21 protein-coding genes are annotated in these 18,544 nt (G+C 73.8%); 11 read left to right on the top strand and 10 right to left on the bottom strand.

All coding sequences use genetic code 11. The features are described 5' to 3' along the window. Positions 1-82: 82 nt before the first annotated feature. The 5 genes from OHV05_RS29705 (at position 83) to OHV05_RS29685 (ending at position 4,744) form a co-directional block, all read left to right on the top strand. Positions 83-775 carry a Clp protease N-terminal domain-containing protein gene (locus OHV05_RS29705; RefSeq protein WP_405020410.1) on the top strand — a complete coding sequence of 231 codons (693 nt, stop codon included), beginning with the start codon at positions 83-85 and terminating at the stop codon, positions 773-775. Between the two features lie 99 nt (positions 776-874). Then, positions 875-2,689 (top strand): M6 family metalloprotease domain-containing protein, encoded by a 1,815-nt coding sequence (locus OHV05_RS29700; RefSeq protein WP_405020409.1) that lies wholly within the window; start codon positions 875-877, stop codon positions 2,687-2,689. Continuing rightward, complete coding sequence (locus OHV05_RS29695) at positions 2,686-3,483, top strand: hypothetical protein (RefSeq protein WP_405020408.1); 798 nt, start codon at positions 2,686-2,688, stop codon at positions 3,481-3,483. Before OHV05_RS29700 ends, OHV05_RS29695 begins: the two co-directional genes overlap by 4 nt. 40 nt (positions 3,484-3,523) lie before the next feature. Continuing rightward, positions 3,524-4,435: a RimK family alpha-L-glutamate ligase gene (locus tag OHV05_RS29690; protein ID WP_405020407.1), complete on the top strand. Its 912-nt coding sequence runs from the start codon at positions 3,524-3,526 to the stop codon at positions 4,433-4,435. Positions 4,436-4,438: 3 nt separating this feature from the next. After that, complete coding sequence (locus OHV05_RS29685; protein WP_405020406.1) at positions 4,439-4,744, top strand: hypothetical protein; 306 nt, start codon at positions 4,439-4,441, stop codon at positions 4,742-4,744. A gap of 30 nt (positions 4,745-4,774) precedes the next feature. Here the strand turns inward: OHV05_RS29685 and OHV05_RS29680 are convergent, their stop codons facing one another. Then, positions 4,775-5,932 carry a methyltransferase gene (locus OHV05_RS29680; RefSeq protein ID WP_405020405.1) on the bottom strand — a complete coding sequence of 386 codons (1,158 nt, stop codon included), beginning with the start codon at positions 5,930-5,932 and terminating at the stop codon, positions 4,775-4,777. Between the two features lie 42 nt (positions 5,933-5,974). Beyond that, positions 5,975-6,577 carry an endonuclease/exonuclease/phosphatase family protein gene (locus OHV05_RS29675; protein WP_405020404.1) on the bottom strand — a complete coding sequence of 201 codons (603 nt, stop codon included), beginning with the start codon at positions 6,575-6,577 and terminating at the stop codon, positions 5,975-5,977. Positions 6,578-6,667: 90 nt separating this feature from the next. On the opposite strand from OHV05_RS29675, the gene OHV05_RS29670 reads away from it, so the two are divergent. Then, positions 6,668-7,180: a GNAT family N-acetyltransferase gene (locus OHV05_RS29670; protein ID WP_405020403.1), complete on the top strand. Its 513-nt coding sequence runs from the start codon at positions 6,668-6,670 to the stop codon at positions 7,178-7,180. Positions 7,181-7,187: 7 nt separating this feature from the next. On the opposite strand, the gene OHV05_RS29665 is transcribed toward OHV05_RS29670, so the two are convergent. Then, positions 7,188-7,751: an HD domain-containing protein gene (locus OHV05_RS29665; protein WP_405020402.1), complete on the bottom strand. Its 564-nt coding sequence runs from the start codon at positions 7,749-7,751 to the stop codon at positions 7,188-7,190. An 18-nt stretch (positions 7,752-7,769) separates the two neighbouring features. Between OHV05_RS29665 and OHV05_RS29660 the strand changes: the two genes are divergently transcribed. Continuing rightward, positions 7,770-8,639: an arylamine N-acetyltransferase gene (locus OHV05_RS29660; protein ID WP_405020401.1), complete on the top strand. Its 870-nt coding sequence runs from the start codon at positions 7,770-7,772 to the stop codon at positions 8,637-8,639. Here OHV05_RS29660 and OHV05_RS29655 read toward each other — a convergent pair. Next, positions 8,629-9,921, bottom strand: a complete 1,293-nt coding sequence (locus tag OHV05_RS29655; protein WP_405020400.1) for a M64 family metallopeptidase — start codon at positions 9,919-9,921, stop codon at positions 8,629-8,631. The genes OHV05_RS29660 and OHV05_RS29655 overlap by 11 nt on opposite strands. A gap of 137 nt (positions 9,922-10,058) precedes the next feature. Here OHV05_RS29655 and OHV05_RS29650 point away from each other — a divergent pair, with 137 nt between their 5' ends. Next, entirely contained in the window at positions 10,059-11,432 is a 1,374-nt protein-coding gene (locus tag OHV05_RS29650) for a helix-turn-helix domain-containing protein (RefSeq protein ID WP_405020399.1), read from the top strand. On the opposite strand, the gene OHV05_RS29645 is transcribed toward OHV05_RS29650, so the two are convergent. After that, complete coding sequence (locus OHV05_RS29645) at positions 11,429-11,872, bottom strand: nuclear transport factor 2 family protein (RefSeq protein ID WP_405020398.1); 444 nt, start codon at positions 11,870-11,872, stop codon at positions 11,429-11,431. The genes OHV05_RS29650 and OHV05_RS29645 overlap by 4 nt on opposite strands. 133 nt (positions 11,873-12,005) lie before the next feature. On the opposite strand from OHV05_RS29645, the gene OHV05_RS29640 reads away from it, so the two are divergent. Beyond that, positions 12,006-12,578, top strand: coding sequence for a TetR/AcrR family transcriptional regulator (locus OHV05_RS29640; protein ID WP_405020397.1), 573 nt, complete (start codon positions 12,006-12,008; stop codon positions 12,576-12,578). Between the two features lie 33 nt (positions 12,579-12,611). Here the strand turns inward: OHV05_RS29640 and OHV05_RS29635 are convergent, their stop codons facing one another. From OHV05_RS29635 to OHV05_RS29625, 3 genes are all read right to left on the bottom strand, one after another. Next, positions 12,612-13,511, bottom strand: coding sequence for a hypothetical protein (locus OHV05_RS29635; protein WP_405020396.1), 900 nt, complete (start codon positions 13,509-13,511; stop codon positions 12,612-12,614). Next, positions 13,508-14,539, bottom strand: coding sequence for an SPFH domain-containing protein (locus tag OHV05_RS29630; protein WP_405020395.1), 1,032 nt, complete (start codon positions 14,537-14,539; stop codon positions 13,508-13,510). The genes OHV05_RS29635 and OHV05_RS29630 overlap by 4 nt, the downstream gene beginning before the upstream one ends. Positions 14,540-14,623: 84 nt before the next feature. Next, positions 14,624-15,442 carry an SDR family NAD(P)-dependent oxidoreductase gene (locus OHV05_RS29625; protein ID WP_403031703.1) on the bottom strand — a complete coding sequence of 273 codons (819 nt, stop codon included), beginning with the start codon at positions 15,440-15,442 and terminating at the stop codon, positions 14,624-14,626. 272 nt (positions 15,443-15,714) lie between these two features. Between OHV05_RS29625 and OHV05_RS29620 the strand changes: the two genes are divergently transcribed. Next, positions 15,715-16,584: a 3-hydroxybutyryl-CoA dehydrogenase gene (locus OHV05_RS29620; protein ID WP_403031706.1), complete on the top strand. Its 870-nt coding sequence runs from the start codon at positions 15,715-15,717 to the stop codon at positions 16,582-16,584. A gap of 61 nt (positions 16,585-16,645) precedes the next feature. On the opposite strand, the gene OHV05_RS29615 is transcribed toward OHV05_RS29620, so the two are convergent. Next, positions 16,646-16,825, bottom strand: a complete 180-nt coding sequence (locus OHV05_RS29615; RefSeq protein ID WP_405020394.1) for an antitoxin — start codon at positions 16,823-16,825, stop codon at positions 16,646-16,648. A 210-nt stretch (positions 16,826-17,035) separates the two neighbouring features. Here OHV05_RS29615 and OHV05_RS29610 point away from each other — a divergent pair, with 210 nt between their 5' ends. Next, positions 17,036-17,674: an HNH endonuclease family protein gene (locus OHV05_RS29610; RefSeq protein ID WP_405020393.1), complete on the top strand. Its 639-nt coding sequence runs from the start codon at positions 17,036-17,038 to the stop codon at positions 17,672-17,674. A gap of 58 nt (positions 17,675-17,732) precedes the next feature. Here the strand turns inward: OHV05_RS29610 and OHV05_RS29605 are convergent, their stop codons facing one another. Then, positions 17,733-18,473 (bottom strand): DUF4328 domain-containing protein, encoded by a 741-nt coding sequence (locus OHV05_RS29605; protein ID WP_405020392.1) that lies wholly within the window; start codon positions 18,471-18,473, stop codon positions 17,733-17,735. Positions 18,474-18,544: the final 71 nt, after the last annotated feature.

The following is an 18,544-nucleotide window of genomic DNA, read 5'->3' as shown; positions in this document are numbered from 1 at the left end:
GGACCCACTCGCGCATCCCGACCGCCCTCCAGGTGTCAACTGCGGGTTGACGTCGAGGCTGATGTCAACCTACCGTTGACGCATGACGATTCCCGTACGCCTCGACGACCTGATCGACGCCATCAAGAAGGTGCACCCCGACGCCCTGGACCAGCTCTCCGGTGCCGTCATCGCCGCCGACCACCTCGGCGACCTGGCCGATCACCTGATCGGCCACTTCGTGGACCAGGCCCGCCGCTCGGGCGCCTCCTGGTCCGACATCGGCAAGAGCATGGGCGTGACCCGGCAGGCCGCCCAGAAGCGCTTCGTGGCCAAGGACCCGGGCGAGCCCGGTGACCTCGACCCGAGCCAGGGCTTCGGCCGCTTCACCGACCGGGCCCGCCAGGCGGTGATGGCCTCCCAGGAGGAGGCCCGCGCCGCCGGGAACCAGGAGATCCGGGCCGAGCACCTGGCCCTCGGCCTGCTCGCCACCCCCGAGGCGACCGGCACCCGGGCGCTGACCGCCCAGGGCGTCACGCCCGAGGCGCTCCGCGCGGCCGTCGGCGCCGTACTGCCCGCGCCGGTGGCGGACGTGCCGGGGCTGATCCCGTACGACGCCGGCGGCAAGAAGGCGCTGGAGCTGACGTTCCGTGAGGCGCTCCGGCTCGGCCACAACCACGTGGGCACCGAGCACATCCTGCTCGCCCTGCTGGAGCTGGAGGGGGCCGACGGCCTGCTCGGCCGGCTCGGCGCCGGCAAGGCGGCCACCGAAAGCTTCGTCATCGAACAGGGCTGACCCCGCAAGGCCACTCCCTCGCGCGGCGGTATCCAACGCGCGCTCCGCTGACTACCATGAGTAGCCACGAGATCGCAGTCCGCTGCCGAGGGAGTCGCCATGCCCCGTTCCCGCGCCGTCTGGTCCGACTTCTGCGCCGTCGCCCCCAGTCCGGAGCTGCGCGAACGCCTCCAGGAGGAGCTGGCCCGGGTCCGTTCCGGCCCCGACGAACTCACCGGCCAGCTGGCCGTCGGGCGCACCCCCAAGCGGCTCGGTTTCGACGACGGCGCGATCTTCCCGCCCGACGAGTTCCCGCTCGGCACGCCGTACGACACCATCCAGTCGGCCGCCGCCGACCGTGCCCCGCTGCGCGGCCCGGTCCGGGTCGCGGTGGTGCTGGCCGACTTCTCCGATCAGGCGATGACGGCCACCAAGGCCCACTTCGAGCAGCTGTTCTTCTCGCTCGGCGAGCTCCCGCACGGCAGCGTGCGGGAGTACTACCGCGAGGTGACGCACGGTCTGATCGACATCGTCGGTGAGGTGGTCGGCCCGATCCGGCTGCCGCAGACGCTGGCCTGGTACGCCAACGGCAACTTCGGCATCGGCCGCCCCGGCGGCGAGCCGCGCGCCCACCTGATGGCCCGTGACACGGCGCTGGCCGCCGACCCGTTGCTCGACTTCGCCCCGTACGACAACGACGGCAACGGCTTCGTGGACGCCTTCATCGTGGTGCATGCCGGCTCCGGCGGCGAGGCCACCGGCCGCCCGGGCGACATCTGGTCGCACAAGTGGACGCTGCCCGCCGCGCAGAACGCCGACGGCACCAAGATCTTCGCCTACCTGACCATCCCCGAGGACGCCAGGATCGGGGTCTGCGCGCACGAGCTCGGCCACCTGCTGTTCGGCTTCCCCGACCTGTACGACACCGACGGCAGCTCCGAGGGGGTCGGCAACTGGTGCCTGATGGGCGGCGGTTCCTGGGGCGGCGGCGGTGACGTCCCGGTGCACCCGTCCGCCTGGTGCAAGGTCAACCAGGGCTGGGCGAGCGCCACCGTGGTCACCACCGGCGGCCTGGTCGCGTTCGAGGACGTGAAGTCCAGCCACACCGTGCACCGGCTCTGGAAGGACGGCGCGGGCGGCAGCGAGTACTTCCTGGTGGAGAACCGCCAGCAGAGCGGCTACGACGTCTCGCTGCCCGGCGAGGGCCTGCTGGTCTGGCACATCGACGAGAGCAAGCCCGGCAACACCGACGAGAACCACTACAAGGTCGGCCTGCTCCAGGCCGACGGCCGGCGCGACCTCGAGCTCGCCCGCAACCGCGGTGACGCCGGCGACCCGTACCCGGGCAGCAGCGGCAACAACACCCTCAGCGGCGCCACCTCGCCGAGCACCAAGTCCTATGCCGGTGCCGACAGCTGCGTCTCCGTCAGCGCGATCCCGGCCGCCGCCGTCACCATGACCGCCACCGTCTCGGTCTCCTGCGGCAAGCCGCTGACCAAGGAGCTCAAGGACGGCGGCAAGGAGCTGAAGGACGGCCGCAAGGAGCTCAAGGACGGGCTGAAGGACCTCAAGGAACCGCTCAAGGACCGCAAGGACGGCCGCAAGGAGGCCAAGGAGCCGTTCAAGGAGCGCAAGGACGGCAAGGACCGCCTGGAGAAGGGCCGGTTCGAGCGGCCCGGCGATCCGTTCGGTGCCGGTCAGGACGACCCGGTGCTGGCCGCCGTGCTCGACCTGCAGAGCAGGCTGGCGGCGGTCGAGCAGGCCCTCGGCACCGGCGATCAGGGTACGGCGACCGAGCCGTTCATCGGCTCCGCGCTCCGGCCCGACCTGCAGGGCGGCCCGGTCTACGGCACCGGGGCCGACACGCTCCGGCAGGCGATGGCCGACGGCGACGCGCAGGCCAAGCGGGCGTTCGACACCCTCCCGCCGCAGTGACCCCGGTGGTCCTGGTGCTGGCCGACCGGGCCGACCTCGGTGCGGCCGCGGTGGCCCGCGCGCTGGCCGGCCGGCTGGGCGGCTACCGCGTGCTGCCGCTCTCCTCCGCCGAGCTGGCCCGGGCGCGGTGGAGCCACCGGGTCAGCGCGGCCGGGGTCGCCACCACCAGGCTGACCTTTCCGGACGGCCGGGTGCTCACCGACGCCGGTACGACGGCGGTGCTGCACCGCCTGTCCGCACTGCCGGTGCTCGGTCTCGGCCGGGCGAGCCCGAAGGACCTCGACTACGCCCGGGCCGAGCTGCACGCACTGGTCGCCGGCTGGCTGCTCGGCCTCGGCTCCCGGGTGCTCGGCCTGGTCAGCGCGTACGGCACGGCGCACGGTCCGCTCTCCCCCACCACCGCCCTGGTGCACGCCGAGCGCTGCGGTCTGCCGGTCGCCCGCAGCGGCGGGGCGACCAGGGGCGGGCTGCTCACCGCCACCGCCGGGGAGCTCGAGCTGCCCCGGCCGGCCTGGCCCGGCGGGGCGAACGCGCCCGTCCCGGTCGAGATCCGGCCCGAGCCGGGTCTCGACCGGCTGCTGTACTGCGGCTCCCGCCCGGTCGGCCGGCTCGCCGACCGGTACGGACCGCGGCTGCACCGGCTGGCCGGGCTGCTCGGCACCCGGCTGTTCGAGCTGCGCCTCGGGCCGGGCGGCTCGGTCACCGACGTCGACCCCTGCCCGGTCCTGGCCACCGCCGAGCAGCGGGCCGCCGTCACCGACGAACTGGTCGCGCTGGCCCGGAGCGGCAGTTGACCCCGCCCCACGGTCCGCACCCTCCGTCCGGGAACCGTGCATGATCGTCTTCTACGGCTGCCCCGACGACCCGCCGCTCACCCTGGCCGCCGACGCCGCCCGGGCGGCGGGCCTGCGCCACCTGGTGGTCGATCAGACCCGGCTGGCAGGTTACGACTTCGTCGGCGGCGCCGGGCTGGCCGGGTACCTGCTGGCCGAGGGCCACCGGCTCGCGCTGGACGAGATCACCGCCGTCTACGCCCGCCCGCTGGAACCCCCGGCCCCCGGGGGCGACGCCGCCGCCCGGGCCAGGACGGCGGCCTTCCACCGGTGGTTCACCGACTGGCTGGACGTGGCCCGGGCGTTCGTGGTGAACCGTCCCCGGGCGATGGAGTCCAACGGGTCCAAGCCGTACCAGGCACAGCTGATCGCCCGGGCCGGCTTCCCGGTGCCGGAGACCCTGGTCACCGACGACCCGGCGGAGGTGCGGGCGTTCCACGCCGAGCACGGTCGGTTGGTCTACAAGTCGACCAGCGGCATCCGCTCGATCGTCCGGGAGTTCACCGCCGACGACGAGTCACGGCTGCACCTGGTGCGCGGGCTGCCGACCCAGTTCCAGGCGTACGTGCCCGGCCGGGACGTCCGGGTGCACGTGGTCGGCGAGCGGGCCTTCGCCGCGGCCGTGGACTGCCCGGCGGTCGACTACCGCTACGCCGAGCGGGACGGGCTGCGCGCCGAGCTCACCGCGTACGAGCTGCCCGCCGGGATCGAGAAGCGCGCGGTCGCGCTGGCCGCGGAGCTCGGGCTGCCGCTGGCCGGGATCGACCTGCGGGAGCGGCCGGACGGAGACTGGGTCTGCTTCGAGGTGAACCCGATGCCCGCGTACAGCTACTACGAATCGCACACCGGTCTGCCGATCGCCGCGGCGATCGTCGACCTGTTGGCCGGAGCCCCGGCCGCCCTGGAGGTATGAACGATGGTCGCCCCGGTGGAGAACCTCACCGCCCTGCGGGTCCGCCTGCTCGCGGTCGCCCCGCACCCCCGGCTGGCGGGGTGGGAGGCGGCGAGCGTGCAGGTGCTCTCCGCCGCCCCGGTCGAGGGGCGGGCCGACCTGCTCTCGCAGCGGGTCGGCGAGTCCCTCGACCTGGCCGTCCGGCAGGAGCTGCTGGTAGGGGTGCCGACCGGCTCGGTGCTCCGGCTCCGGGCCCGGCTGGCCGTCGGCGAGGCCCTGGCCGAACAGGCCCCGGCCCCGGCCGACTTCGGCGTCGAGCCCGGTCTCTAGCCGAGACCGGCTTCCGGGCGAGCCCGGCCGCTAGTCCTTGACCGCCCGGAGCAGCACGAACTTCGGGTCGCTGCTGACCACCTCGGAGTTGCCGAACAGCCGGCGCAGCTTGACGTGGTAGCCCAGGTGCCGGTTGCCGATCACCCAGAGCTCGCCGCCGGGGCGCAGCGCCCGCTTGGCGGTGGTGAACATCCGCCAGGAGGTGGCGTCGGTGGTGGCCTGGTGGGTGTGGAACGGCGGGTTGTTGAGCACCAGGTCGAACGAGTCCGGCTCGGCGTCGGCCAGCGCGTCGCCGACCGTGAACCCGGCCTTCGCCGCCGGGCCGAGCGCGGCCCGGAAGGTCGTCTCGGCGGAGGCGACGGCCTGGTACGACTCGTCCACGAAGAGCAGCTCGGCCTCGGGGTTGGCCAGCGCGGCGGCGGTGCCGACCACGCCGTTGCCGCAGCCGAGGTCGGCGATCCGCTTCGGCCCGGTGGTGGCCGGGAGGTGGGCGAGCAGGAAGCGGGTGCCGATGTCGAGGCGCTCGGCGCAGAAGATGCCCGCGTGGTTGGTGACGGTCCGTCCGGAGACCGGGCCGATGCCGTCGGGGAGGGCGTAGCTGATCGGCCAGGGGCTGGCGGTCCTGGGCAGCGCCGGGTCGGGCGTGCAGTGGATCAGCCGGGCCTTCCTGACGGCCAGTGAGGTCCTGGTCGGGCCGAGGATCCGCTCGAACAGGTGCAGCGTGGAGGTGTGGATCTCGGTCACCATGCCGGCCCCGAGCACCACCGTGCCGGGGTGGACGGCGGGCGCCAGCCGGTGCAGCTGGTCCTCCAGCAGCGCCAGGCTCTTCGGCACCCGGACCAGCAGCACGTCGATCTGCTCCGGCGGCGGGTCCTGGGTGGTCAGCAGCTCGACCGCGCCCGGCTCGGCGCCGTTGCGGGCCAGGTTCTCGGCGGTGGCCCGGCGGCCGAGCCAGGAGTCGGAGATCTGGGTCGGCCGGTGCGCGGCGAGCGCGGTGGCCAGCGCGCCCCAGCGGTCGCCGAGCAGCACCACCCGCCCGCTCAGGTCCACCGGCGGTGCGCCGTCGATGCCGTGCAGCTGCCGGAGCAGGTACTCGTCGGCGGCGTCCCAGGCCCGGAGGCGGTCGCGCTGGTCCTCGGGGAAGCGGCTCAGCTCGAACTCGCCCCATGACGTCGTGAAACTTTCCATCGTCCGCCCAGGCTATCCGAGCCGGGGCCGTCCCCTTCCGGATCAGCCCGGCTGTGACTCGTTCGGCTCCGCCACCGGCCCGGCGCGGCCCGGACGGGGCGGCCCCAGATCGATCCGCGCCGCCACCGGCAGATGGTCGCTGGGGGTGGGCGGCAGGGTCCAGCTGCCGTACACGGTCGCGCCCCGGGTCAGCACGTGGTCGATCCGCGCCGGCGGGAAGCCCCGGGGCCGGCTGAACTCCCGGCGGCCGTTCTCCCCGAGCAGCCGGGTGACCGGGGCCAGGCCACGGTCGTCCAGGGTGCCGTTGAGGTCGCCGAGCAGGATCACCCGGGCCAGCGGTTCGGCCGCGAGCACGGCGGCCGGCAGTCGGGCGCTCTCGTCCCGGCGGTCGGCGCCGTAGCCGCCGGGGCCGAGCCGGACCGAGGGCAGATGGACCACGTACACCGCCGTCTCGCCCTCCCCGGTGTGCAGGGTGGCCCGGAGCACCCGGCGCCAGTCGGCGGTCAGGGCACGGGGCTTGAGGTCGACCGGCCGGACGTCGGTGAGCGGGTACCTGGACCAGAGGCCGACGGTTCCCTCGACCGCGCGGTACGGGCGGGCCGCGCCAGCAGCGCCGTCGCCAGGACGGCGGTCCCCGCCACCCACCGCCCCCGCCGCCAGATCCCCGTGTCCACGGCTGACAGGAGGTCAGAAACGGGCGCGCCGGTTCCGGCCCGGGCGGGTAGCGTCCGGTCCATGTCGACCACGTTGTACGGCGTCGCCGTCACGCTGCGCCCCGCCATCGCCGAGGACGTCGTCCCGCTGGCCGCGATCCGGGCCACCCCGGAGGTGTTCGCCCGCTGGCGGGGGACGGGCGACCTGCCCGCCGAGGTGGCCGAGGACCTGGCCGACCCGGGGACCGAGGTGTTCGCGATCGAGCACGCGGGCCGGGTGGTCGGCGCCGTCCAGTGGTACGCGGAGAACGAGCCGGACTACCGGCACGCGGGCATCGACATCTTCCTCGACCCCGCCGTGCACGGTCAGGGCCTGGGCACCGACGCCGTCCGGGTGCTGGCCCGCCACCTCACCACCACCCTCGACTACCACCGCCTGGTGATCGACCCGGCCGCCGACAACGCCGCCGCGATCCGCTGCTACGCCAAGGTCGGCTTCCGCCCGGTCGGCGTGCTGCGGGCCTACGAGCGCGGCTCGGACGGGGTCTGGCACGACGGACTGCTGATGGACCTGCTGGCCGACGAACTGACCTGACCGGCCCTCACCCCGCCAACGGGTGCGCCGCCTGGTGGGCGAGCCGCCGGTCGGCGCCCGCCCCGGTCGCGCCGAGCAGGTCGTCCAGGTGCAGGAAGACCTCCCACGGCTGCTGCCCGGTGGCGGCGGTGATCCGGGCTCCGACCAGGTCCTCCAGTCCGGTGATCCGGCTGTTCTTCCAGACCTTGTCGGCGAGGCTGACCAGGAGTTCCTCGGTGCTGATGCCGGGGCGCGTCCAGGAGCCGTGCGATCCGGCGAACCGGGCGGCCGACGGCGGGTACCCGAGCTCCACCAGGAGCCGCTCCCCGGCGGGTTCGTGCAGCGAGCCGGGCGTGCTGAGCTCCTCCGGGTGGCGGACCTTGCCCAGGTCGTGGGTGGCCGCGCCGAACCGGACCGCCTCGGCGTCCACGGCGAGCTCCGGCCAGCGCTCGGCGAAGCCGGTCAGCAGCTGGACCGCCACGTCGTGCACCAGCCGCAGGTGCGCCACCAGGCGGGGCGGGGCGGCCAGTTCGACGTACAGGTCCTCGAGGCCGGGCGGGACTTCTCGGAGTGTCGATCGGCTGATGGTCATACCGATTAGTGTGCCCGCATGCTGACTGACGAGATGGTCGACGGGTACCTGCGCCGGCTCGGGGTGGCGCGGCCGGGACGGCCCACGGTGGAGGGGTTGTTCGCCCTGCACCGGGCCCAGGTCGAGCGGGTGCCGTACGAGACGCTGGAGATCCAGTTGGGCCGGCCGACCACGATCGAGCCGGTCGAGTCGGTGCGGCGGATCCTGGCCGGGCGGGGCGGGTACTGCTTCCATCTGAACGGGGCGTTCGCGGCGTTGCTGACCGCGCTGGGCTACCGGGTGACCTGGCACGTCGGTGGGGTGCAGACCGATCCGACCGTCCCGGCCGGGGCGAACGCCAACCACCTGGCGCTGACGGTGGAGTGCGAGCAGCGGCTCTGGTTCGCGGACGCCGGGCTCGGCGAGGCGCTGCACGAGCCGCTGCCGCTGGCCGAGGGGACGTACCGTCAGGGTCCGTTCACCTTCGGCCTGGTGCCCTCGGTGGCCGAGCCGGGCGGCTGGCGCTTCGAGCACGACCCGCTGGGCGTGTTCCCCGGCATGGACTTCCGGCCGGAACCCGCCGGGCAGGCCGACTTCCGGGAACGGCACACCTGGCTCTCCACCGCGCCGGACTCCCCGTTCGCCCGGGTGGCCTGCGCGCTGCGCCGGGACGCGGGCGGGTCGGACGGGCTGCGTGGCCTGGTGCTGGTCCGCACCGACGCCGACGGACGCAGCGAGCGCGAACTCCTGGAGCCCGCCGACTGGTTCGCCGCCCTCGCGGACGTCTTCGGCCTCACCCTGGCCGACCTCACCCGGGCCGACCGCGACCGCCTGTGGCGCAAGGTGCACGCCGCCCACCTGATCCGGGCGGCCGAGCAGGCGGTCGCGGCGGGGCCGGTCAGCGGGTGACCTGCCAGCTGAGCGAGTCGGTCAGGCCGGCCCGCAGCTCGGGGTCGCGGACGGCCGTGGTCGGGTCGGTGGCCACCGCGGTGAGCTGGTGCGGGCGGCTCTTGGGACCGGTCAGCCTGAGCTCGGTGAGGGCGAGCGCGGTGCGGTCGCGCAGTCCGGTCAGCTCACGGCCGTCCAGGTACCAGCGCAACCGGGTGCCGGGCGCGGGCAGTTCGACGCTCAGCCGGTCGGCGGTGGTGAGCTTGGCCGAGGTCGGCGTGCTGCTGCCCAGCGTGCTGGCGTAGCGGTAGAACCCGGCGATCATCGCCTCCCGGCCGGGGAGGTTGAACTCCCGGCCCAGCGACCGCATGATCGAGTTGTCGGTCGGCCGGTACAGCCCCTGCGGGTAGTAGCCACCGCCCAGGTACGCGCCGACGGTGCCGCCGTCCGGGGAGGTCTGGCCGAGCCAGCGGTACCACTTGGTGTGGTTGCGGCGCAGCTGGGCCGCCGTCTGCTGGGAGATGTTGGCCTCGGTCGGCTCCTTGCCCGGGTAGCTGCCCTGGCCCTCGTAGAAGTACTCGTCGGCGAGCAGGCCGAGCGAGTGCCCGGTCTCGTGCACGGCTATCTGCCCGGACAGCGCGTTGCCGCCCGCCACGGTGGCGATGCCGGAGTAACCGAGCGAGGAGACCACGTCGTTGTAGCCCGCGCCGCCGTACTTGGCGCTGTTGGCCACCACGACCACCAGGTCGGCCTGCGGGGCCTTGGCGGCGTACCGCTCCACCGCGTCGGTGTCGACGCAGAGCAGCCGCTCGACGTCGTCGCACCAGAAGTACGAGCCGAGCGCGGTCTGCCGCACGGTGGCCTTGTCCGGGTCGCCGCTCACCCCGGACTCGGCCGAGACGGCCTCCACGGCCCAGACGTTGAACAGGCCCCGGTAGGTCCGGTAGGGCTCGACCGCCGAGATCTCCTGCCACTTGGCGGTGGCGTCGGCCCGGAACTTGGCCTGCTGGTCGGCGGTGTAGCCGTCGCCCACCATCACGATGTCGAGCCGGGTCGCGGTGCTGCCGTTCTGCACGATCGGCGTCACCCCGGCCGCCGCGGTCGCCGCCAGGCCGCGCGCGGCGGCGGCCGGGGAGCCGGCCGGGGCCACGGCGCGGGAGATGGTGCCGTCCTCGGCGAAGCTCTCGACCTGGTGGCCGGGGCGGGCCACCGGGGCCGGGGCCGCCGAGGCGGGGGTGCTGCCGAGCGCGGCCAGGGCGAGCGCGCCGGCCAGCGTGAGGGTGCTGATTCTGCTGCGGTGCACGAGGGTCCCCCAGGGAGATAAGTTGATGGTTAATCAGACTTAAGTGGTGAGTTAATGTAGGCCACCCGCCGGGACCCCGACAATGGGGCGGACAGCACGGGTCGCCACCATGGCGGCCGACCTGGGAGGACGTGGGCATGACGGTGCGGACCGACGCCGCCGCGATCGGGCAGCGGCTGCAACAGCTGCGCCGGGAACGCGGACTGACCCAGCGGGCGCTGGCCGGCGACGGCTACACCGCCGCCTACGTCTCCACCCTGGAGGCCGGCCGGGTCCGCCCCTCGGAGGCGGCCCTGCGCTACCTGGCCGAGCGGCTCGGCGTCACCCAGGACGAGCTGGCCACCGGCCGACCCGCCCAGCTGGCCACCGAGCTGCGGCTCGCCCTGACCGAGGCCCAGGCGCTGCTCGCGGCCGGGCGGCCGGGGCCGGCCGGCGAGGGCTTCGCCGCCGTGCTGGAGCGGGCCGAGCGTGAAGAGATCACCGCCGTCCGCCCCGCCGCCCTGCTCGGGCTCGGCGAGTGCGCGCTGGAGAGCGGGCGGCTGGAGCAGGCCAGGGAACACTTCGAGGCGGCCGAGCAGTTGCTCGCCGACCAGCCGCTGCCGCAGCGCGCCGCCGCCGTCCGGGGCCGTGCGGTGGCGTACCTGCTCTCCGGTGAACTCCGGTACTCCTGCTACCTGCTGGAGACCGCGATCGACCAGCTGAACGCCGCCGGGCTGCCCGATCCGGACGCCCTGCTGCTGCTCTACGCGGCGGTGATCGGCCCGTACATGGACATGGGCGCGCACACCCGGGCCGCCCAGGCCGCCGAACTGGCCCTCGCACTGGCCCCCACCGCCACCGACCCGGCGCTGGTCGCCGGGCTGCACCGGAGCGTCGCCCGGACCCTGATCGCGGCAGGCCGGATCACCGAGGCGGACGCCTCGCTGGCCCGCGCCCAGCAGCTCTACCAGCGGCTGCGGCTCAGCTCCGACCTGGCCAAGTGCCACTGGATGCGCGGCTACGTGCACGCCCAGGCGGGCCAGTTGGCGCAGGCCGAGCACGAACTCCGGACCGCCCGCGAGATGTTGACCGTCCAGCAGGCCGAACTCTTCACCCACCAGGTGGACGTGGAGCTCGCCGACGTGCTCCGCCGCCGGGGCCGCCTCCAGGAGGCCGGCCTGCTGCTGCACGCCCTGCTCGACCGGCTCGGCCCGCACCGGGGCGCCGTGCACGCCGCCGGGGCGCACCGCCTGCTCGGCCTGATCGCCGAGGAGCAGGGCGCCCCGGAGGCCGAGGAGCACTACGTCCGCGCCCTCTCGCTGCTCGAACAGACCGGCGCGGCGGGCGATCTGGCCGACCTCTGCCGTCTGCTCGGCGACCTGTACCGCCGCACCGGCCGGACCGGCCTCGCCCTGGACGTCTACCGCACCGGCCTCGGCCACCGCGCCGCCCCCGGCACCACCACCCTGGGCCCCGGCCCCGCCCAGCCCCCGGCCTTCCCCCGGAGCGGCCCGGGGGAGGCCACCGGCTAGGGCCTGCCTTCCAGTGCCGCCACCAGCTGCGACAGCTCACCGCCGGCCACGGCGAGGGCCAGATGGTCGTGGTAGTCCCGGCTGCTGACGATGAGTCCGTCGCGGACCCGCAGCACCTGGATGTTGCCGGCCGAGAAGTCCCGCCCGGTCACCCGGTGGTGCACCAGGTAGTCGAACTCGGCGACGATCACCTCCGGGTCCTCGGTCTCCCGGACCACCACGTTGGTCGCGGTCAACCGCACCGGCGAGTCCGCGGCGACCTGCGCGAACCGCTCCGCGAGCACCGCACGCCCCTCGAACCGGCGCGGACCGACCGGCGCGAAGACCGTCTCCACCACCGCGCCCTCGGCGTAGAGCTCGGCCAGCTCCGTGTACCGCCCGGCCGTGATGCCCTCGGACAGCTTCCGGAAGACCTCGCGTGGCGACAGCGTTTCGGACATGATCAACCCCCATCGGTATCCGTCGATAGAATCGGACTGGAGACTCCGGTTCGACGATACGGACTGGCCACTCCGGTTGTCCAGTACGGGCGCCGCTGTCGGCACGGGTCGTGAGGTCACGGAGGAGTGAGGGATGACTGGCGCTCAGGAACGCCCGCTGCGCGCGGACGCGGCCCGCAACCGGGCCAGGCTGCTGGACGTCGCCACCGAGGTGTTCACCACCCGGGGCGTCGGTGTGCCGACCGAGGAGATCGCCCGGGCCGCCGGGGTCGGGGTCGGCACACTGTTCCGGCACTTCCCGACCAAGGAGGCGCTGCTGGAGGCGGTGCTGGTGCGCAGGCTGGAGTCGATCGCGGCCCGGACGGCGCAGCTGGCCGCCGAGGCCGGGCCGGCCGAGGCGTTCTTCGCCTGCTTCCGCCTGGTGATCGACCAGTCCGCGGGCAAGAACGAGTTCGCCCGGGCGCTCGCCGCGGCCGGGGTGGACGCGCACGCGTCACTGCGGGAGTCGGGTGCGGAGATCCAGGCCCGGCTGGCCGAGCTGCTGGCCGGGGCGCAGCGGGCCGGGGCGGTCCGCCCGGAGCTGGGCCTGCCGGAGCTGATCGCCCTGCTGGTCGGCACCGGCGCGACCATGGAGCAGCTCGGGGCGGACCCGGCGGCCCGGGAGCGGATCTTCGAGGTGCTCTTCGACGGGCTGCGCCCGCGCTGAACCCCGCCCCCGGACCGGGTCCCTGACAGCCTGTCAGACGAACAGCCGCAGCCGCTGCGCCGCCACCCCCACCCGGACGGTCTGACCCCAGCTCAGCTGGAGCGCGTCCGACTCGACACCGTCCCCGAAGGCGATCAGCCGGTCCGACTCGACCGTCAGGGTCAGTGCCTGGCCCGGGGCGAGCAGGCCCTGCACCTGCGCGGTGCCGGTGGTGGGCGAGGGCCAGGCCTCCCGGACGAACCAGGCCAGCGCGGGCGCGGTCGGCCCGGGCGGTGGCAGCGCGCCGGCCCGCTCCAGTGCGGCCGAGCGGCACCAGCCGGTCGCCCCCGTCCCGGTGCCGACCAGCACCCCGGAGGACGCCTGCGCCTCCTCGGGACCGCCCCCGACGGCGAGCCGGTAGCGCGAGGTCTGGTGGCCGCTCTGGCCGAGGTAGACCTCGTTCAGCGCGAGCAGCCGCTGGGTGTCGTCGGCGACCGCCTCCACCATCGTGCGCTCCTCCAACTGCCGCTCCGCGCCCGGGCCGGCGGCGGCCCGGAGCAGCCGCCCGGCCTGGTCGGGCCGGTGCCGGACCAGCACGCCGGGGTTGCGTCCGGGCTCGGTGTCGACGCCGATCACCGGCTGGCCGCTGAGGTACTTGGCGGCGTTGGCCACCAGCCCGTCCTGGCCGACCACGACCACCAGGTCCTCGGGCCCGAACAGGAAGCGGTCCAGGTCGGCCCGCTCGACCCGGCTGCGCCGCCAGTCAAGCGGCACCGCGCCCGCCACCTCGGCGAGCGCGGCCAGCGAGCGGTGGTGGCGCTCCTCCACCTCGGCCAGCGAGCGGCCGCGCGAGCCGGTGAAGAACGACGCCTGCCCGCGCGAGCCGTGCCGGGCGAGCAACTCCTCGTACTCGGTGCGGCGGTGCACCAGCACCACCCGGGGTGCCAGGCTCACCGGTCGGTGCCGAGCCTGGTCAGCAGACCGGTCAGCACGTCGGGGGTGAGCGTGATGCTGTCGATGTTCGGCAGGTGCTCGGCCAGCCTGATCAGCGCGAGCGCGCGCAGCACCTCGGGGCCGGCCTGCTGGTGCGCCGTCAGCCAGGCGGCCTCCGCCTCGGCCTCCGCGGCGCCGAGGTCGCGGTCGGAGTCGGCCTGCGCACTGGCCAGGATCCGGGCCGCCTCCGCCTCGGCGGCGGCGAGCCGGGTGCGGCGGACCGCCTCGGCCTCGGCCCTGATGCCGTCGGCGGCCGCGTTCTGCTCGGCCAGCCGGCGCGCGTTGGCGCCCTGCTGCTCGACCAACTGCTCTTCCCGCCGGGCGAGTTCGATCTGGCTGGCGAGCTCGTTCTCGGCGATCGCGCGCTCCCGCTCGACCGCCACCGCGCGCCGCTCGTAGGTGGCCCGGTCGGCGTCCTGCTGGACCTGCTCGCGGGTCGGGGTGCGCAGCGCGCGCTCCATCTCGGCCTCCGGCCGCAGCGCGGTGATCCGCACCGCGACCACCGAGAGGCCGGTCTCGGACAGCCGCTGCTCGTCGGCCAGACCCTCGGCGATCCGGTGCCGCAGCGCGGTGATGCCGTCGGCCAGCGCCTCGGCGAGCGAGGTGCGGGCGATCAGCTCCAGCGCGTACTGCTGGGCGATGTCGGTCAGCAGGGTGCCGAGCTGGTCGAGCGGCTCGGCCCGCCAGCGGCCGGTGTCGGGGTCGATGCCGAAGTCCACCCGGGTCGCGGCCACCGCGGCGTCCACGATCCGGTAGGTCACGGCGGCCTGCACCGTGAGGTCCTGGAAGTCGGCCGTGCTGGCGTGGAACAGCATCGCCAGCTCACGGTCGTCGGCGGGCACTTCGGAGATCGCGGCGGTACGCGGCCGGAACCAGAACGCCAGCCCGGTGCCGTCGTGGGCGAGCTTCCCGCCACTCAGGTGCCGGACGTGCGAGGTCGGCGCGGCCCGCAGGTGCCGGAAGCCGAAGCGCCTGGTGATGTCGGCCATGGGGTCCCCCTCTGGACAGCTTTAATCGTCCCCATGACGATAAGGCGCCGACCCCCTTATCGTCAAGAGGACGAAAACGACTTCTCAGCCGAGCGGGTCCTCCTCGCCGTAGGCCCGCAGCCGCAGCGTCCTGGCGTCCGCTTCCCGGATCTCCTCGGCCCGGCCCACCAGCAGCTCCAGGTTGTCCCGGCCCGCGTGGATGAACCGGCCGTGCAGCGCGTCGAACCGCCCCCGGGCCGCGTCCACGGTGACCGCCACCATGTACGGGATGCTCCCCCACGCCTTCATGTCCTTGAACATCGGCATCCCGGCGGTCATCTCGGTCTCCACCGCCCCCGGACTGATGTCCAGCACCACCACCCGGTGCGCGGCCAGCGAGTCGGCGATGTTGTCGGAGAGCTGCAGCAGGGCGCCCTTCGAGGTGGCGTACGCGGTGTAGTGGCCGTCCGGCCGCAGCGCGAACCCGGAGTTGAGGTTCACCACCCGCCCCCGGCCCCGCTCGACCATCCCCGGCAGCACGCTGCGCAGCAGGTTGTACGGACCGCGCAGGTTGGTCTCCACCACCTGCCACCACTGGACCGGGTCGGTCTCCCAGAGCGGCACCTCGTCCCGGTCCACCTGACCGGCGTTGTTGACCAGCAGGTCGACCGGCCCGAGGTCGCGCTCGACCGCCCGGACCGCCTCCCGGACGGCGCCCGGCCTGGTCACGTCCGCCGTCACCGCGACCCCGCGTGCGCCGTGCCGGACGCACTGCTTGAGGGTCTCCACCAGCACCCCGTGGTTGCGGCCGACCAGCCCCACCGCCATTCCCTCGGCGGCCAGTCCGATGGCGATCTCCCGCCCGATCCCGCGGCCCGCCCCGGTGACCAGCGCGACCTGCCCTGCGAGTGATCCCGTAGGCATGCTGACGTGCTCCCTCCTCGACTGCTCCGTATTCTTCGGGCCTTCCGGCCGCCCGGACCGGACCACCGGGGCCGACCGGGCCACTTGTCAGCCGATCGGCTCAGCATTCGTACCCGTACCATCCGACCGACGCCAGATCCCGGACCGGAGATGAACTCACCGGTAGCCGGGTAGTACCGTCGTCCGGGCGGCGTGTACGGCCACGACACCGGCGCGCCTCCGCCGTACCGCATGCTGGGCACCCCCAGCTCCACCGTGAAGAGGGCAACTGAGTGAGTGACATCGCGCGCGTCGGAGTAGTCGGCTGCGGCCTCATGGGGTCGGGCATCGCTGAGGTCTTCGCCCGCTCGGGCCTGGACGTGCTGGTCTCGGAGGCCACCGGGGAGGCCCTGGAGCTCGGCCGGACCAGGCTCACCAACTCGCTCCAGACCGCCGTCCAGCGCGGGAAGCTGACGGAGGAGCAGCGCGCCGAGACCCTCTCCCGGATCGCCTTCACCACCGACCTGGGCGACTTCGCCGACCGCGACCTGGTGGTCGAGGCGGTGGCGGAGCAGGAGGAGATCAAGAACAAGATCTTCCAGACCCTGGACCAGGTGGTCGAGCGCCGGGACGCCATCCTGGCCTCCAACACCTCCTCGATCCCGATCGTGAAGCTGGCCGCCGCCACCTCCCGCCCGGAGCAGGTGATCGGCCTGCACTTCTTCAACCCCGCCCCGGTCCAGCGTCTGGTCGAGGTCATCCCGACCCTCACCACCTCCGCCGAGACCACCGCCAGGACCGAGAACTTCGCCGTCCAGGTGCTCGGCAAGGAGCCGATCCGGGCCCGCGACCGGGCCGGCTTCGTGGTCAACGCCCTGCTGGTGCCGTACCTGCTGTCGGCCGTCCGGATGTTCGAGTCGGGCGTCGCCACCGCCGCCGACATCGACAAGGGCATGGAGGCCGGCTGCGCCCACCCGATGGGCCCGCTCCGGCTCTGCGACCTGATCGGCCTGGACACCATCCTGTCGATCGCCGACAGCATGTACGACGAGTACAAGGAGCAGCTCTACGCCGCTCCCCCGCTGCTCTCCCGGATGGTCGACGCCCGCCTGCTCGGCCGCAAGTCCGGCCGCGGCTTCTACGACTACACCGTGAACGCCTGACCCCACCCGCACGCGCCGGGGCCCCGTACCGATCGCGGTACGGGGCCCCGGCGCGTGCGGGCTACTGCGGTGCGGGCGGCTCCTGGGTGCCGAGCTGTTCGTTGAGCTTCTGCTGGGCGGTGTCGACCTGGCCGCTGTACTTGCCGCCGGTCTTGTCGTCGACGGCGTCGCCCGCCTTGTCGACACCCGTCCGCACGGTGTCCTCGTGGCCCTTGATCATGCTCTTCAGCTTCTCGAACACGGCTCGGTCCTTCCTGTGCAGCGATCGGACCCTCCAAGGATCACCGCTGCCCCGGCCGGCCGCATCCGCAGGCAGCTTCGGTGAAGGGTCACCGTCAGAAATTTACCTCCTGGGTCTACCCGCGTAAACCAGAGGCCCTCCATGATGGCGGGGCGCCACCACCCGACCCGTCGGGTGGTCCAACTCCCCCGTCGAGTAATGGAGTTCGCCATGTCCCGAGTTCGTCGCGCCGCCGCTGCGGCCGGTGCCGCCGTCCTGGCCTCGGCCGCCCTGTTCGGCATCGCCGCCCCTGCTCAGGCCGCCCTGCCGACGCCGGTGTCGGCCGCCACCGCCCGGACCTACCTGGCCGGGCTGACCGTCGCCGCCGACTCGCACGCCTCGACCTACGACCGCGCGCTCTTCCCGCACTGGAGCACCGTCTCCGGCTCCTGCGACACCCGCGAGACCGTGCTCAAGCGGGACGGCGTCAACGTGGTCACCAGCTCCACCTGCGCCGCCACCTCGGGCTCCTGGTACAGCCAGTACGACGGCATCACCGAGACCGCCTCCAGCGACATCGACATCGACCACATGGTCCCGCTCGCCGAGGCGTGGCGCTCCGGCGCCTGGGCCTGGACCACCGCGCAGCGGCAGGCCTTCGCCAACGACCTGACCCGGCCCCAGCTGATCGCGGTCACCGACAACAGCAACCAGAGCAAGAGCGACCAGGACCCGTCCACCTGGCTGCCGCCGCGCACCGCGTACCGCTGCACCTACGTGCGTGCCTGGGTGCAGGTGAAGTACTACTACCACCTCACCGTGGACAGCGCGGAGAAGTCCGCCCTGACCTCGGTGCTCAACGGCTGCTGAGGAGAAGGGGATCGGGGGCGCGGGCTCCCACAAGCCCACGCCCCCGATCGACCGCCCGTCAGGCCTGCCACTGCCAGGAGGCCGCCGGTCGGTGCTCCGCCGCGGCCCGGACCGCCGTGGCGTCCTGCAGCGCCGTCAGCCGGCGCAGCACCAGGATCGCCGGCACCGCCGCGACCACGTCCACCAGGTCGGCCACCACGGTCACCCCGAAGCCGGTGACGTACGCCTCCGGCGTCTCCGCAGCGCCGATGAGCCGCTGCGCGGCCTGGCCGACGGCCAGCGACAGCAGCCACGCCCCCCACCAGAGGCGCAGCACCAGCTCCGAGCCCCACGGATCACCCTTCGGTGCGCTCGCCCGCCAGCAGTCCCGGGCGATCTGGAACGGGAACCAGAACGAGACCACCGGGACGATCCAGCCCCAGACCACCCAGCCCGCACCCCGACGGTGCGGGGCCTGCGGGGCCAGCAGCTCGGCGTTCTTCCGGATCCGGAAGAACCAGCAGGCGAAGACCACGCCGGCGGCCACCAGCGCCACGACCTCCAGCATGGACGTTCCCGCCCACACCACCGCGTTGTTGACCGCGACGTCCTCGGACAACCCCGGCTCGTCGACGAGCCGCTGGTAGTCACCGCGGACCACGAAGGCCATCGCGGCGTCCAGCAGGTCGGTGAGCGCCACCACCCCGACCAGGATCGAGGCCGCCACCGCGAGGCCGCGCGGCGACCGATACGCCGTCAGGGCGGTTGGCGGGCCCTGCCGCTGGGGCGGCTGCGCGGTGGTGGTGCCGTCGGAGTGCATGATCGGAGGTGTCCAGTCTGTGGTGCCCACCGGGTGGCGGGATCGCAGCGGACATCGGATCACAGCTCCCG

Origin of the sequence: Kitasatospora sp. NBC_00070, from assembly GCF_045041205.1 — a bacterium.
GTDB lineage: Bacteria > Actinomycetota > Actinomycetes > Streptomycetales > Streptomycetaceae > Kitasatospora.
The sequence above is the reverse complement of the archived record's forward strand: the minus strand, read 5'-3'. Positions and strand labels throughout refer to the sequence as shown.

Bases quoted from the DNA above. Each gene is read 5' to 3' on its own strand.
- OHV05_RS29705 (WP_405020410.1), top strand. From the start codon at position 83: ATGACGATTCCCGTACGCCTCGACGACCTGATCGACGCCATCAAGAAG.
- OHV05_RS29700 (WP_405020409.1), top strand. From the start codon at position 875: ATGCCCCGTTCCCGCGCCGTCTGGTCCGACTTCTGCGCCGTCGCCCCC.
- OHV05_RS29690 (WP_405020407.1), top strand. From the start codon at position 3,524: ATGATCGTCTTCTACGGCTGCCCCGACGACCCGCCGCTCACCCTGGCC.
- OHV05_RS29685 (WP_405020406.1), top strand. From the start codon at position 4,439: ATGGTCGCCCCGGTGGAGAACCTCACCGCCCTGCGGGTCCGCCTGCTC.
- OHV05_RS29680 (WP_405020405.1), bottom strand. From the start codon at position 5,932: ATGGAAAGTTTCACGACGTCATGGGGCGAGTTCGAGCTGAGCCGCTTC.
- OHV05_RS29670 (WP_405020403.1), top strand. From the start codon at position 6,668: ATGTCGACCACGTTGTACGGCGTCGCCGTCACGCTGCGCCCCGCCATC.
- OHV05_RS29665 (WP_405020402.1), bottom strand. From the start codon at position 7,751: ATGACCATCAGCCGATCGACACTCCGAGAAGTCCCGCCCGGCCTCGAG.
- OHV05_RS29660 (WP_405020401.1), top strand. From the start codon at position 7,770: ATGCTGACTGACGAGATGGTCGACGGGTACCTGCGCCGGCTCGGGGTG.
- OHV05_RS29650 (WP_405020399.1), top strand. From the start codon at position 10,059: ATGACGGTGCGGACCGACGCCGCCGCGATCGGGCAGCGGCTGCAACAG.
- OHV05_RS29645 (WP_405020398.1), bottom strand. From the start codon at position 11,872: ATGTCCGAAACGCTGTCGCCACGCGAGGTCTTCCGGAAGCTGTCCGAG.
- OHV05_RS29640 (WP_405020397.1), top strand. From the start codon at position 12,006: ATGACTGGCGCTCAGGAACGCCCGCTGCGCGCGGACGCGGCCCGCAAC.
- OHV05_RS29630 (WP_405020395.1), bottom strand. From the start codon at position 14,539: ATGGCCGACATCACCAGGCGCTTCGGCTTCCGGCACCTGCGGGCCGCG.
- OHV05_RS29625 (WP_403031703.1), bottom strand. From the start codon at position 15,442: ATGCCTACGGGATCACTCGCAGGGCAGGTCGCGCTGGTCACCGGGGCG.
- OHV05_RS29610 (WP_405020393.1), top strand. From the start codon at position 17,036: ATGTCCCGAGTTCGTCGCGCCGCCGCTGCGGCCGGTGCCGCCGTCCTG.
- OHV05_RS29605 (WP_405020392.1), bottom strand. From the start codon at position 18,473: ATGCACTCCGACGGCACCACCACCGCGCAGCCGCCCCAGCGGCAGGGC.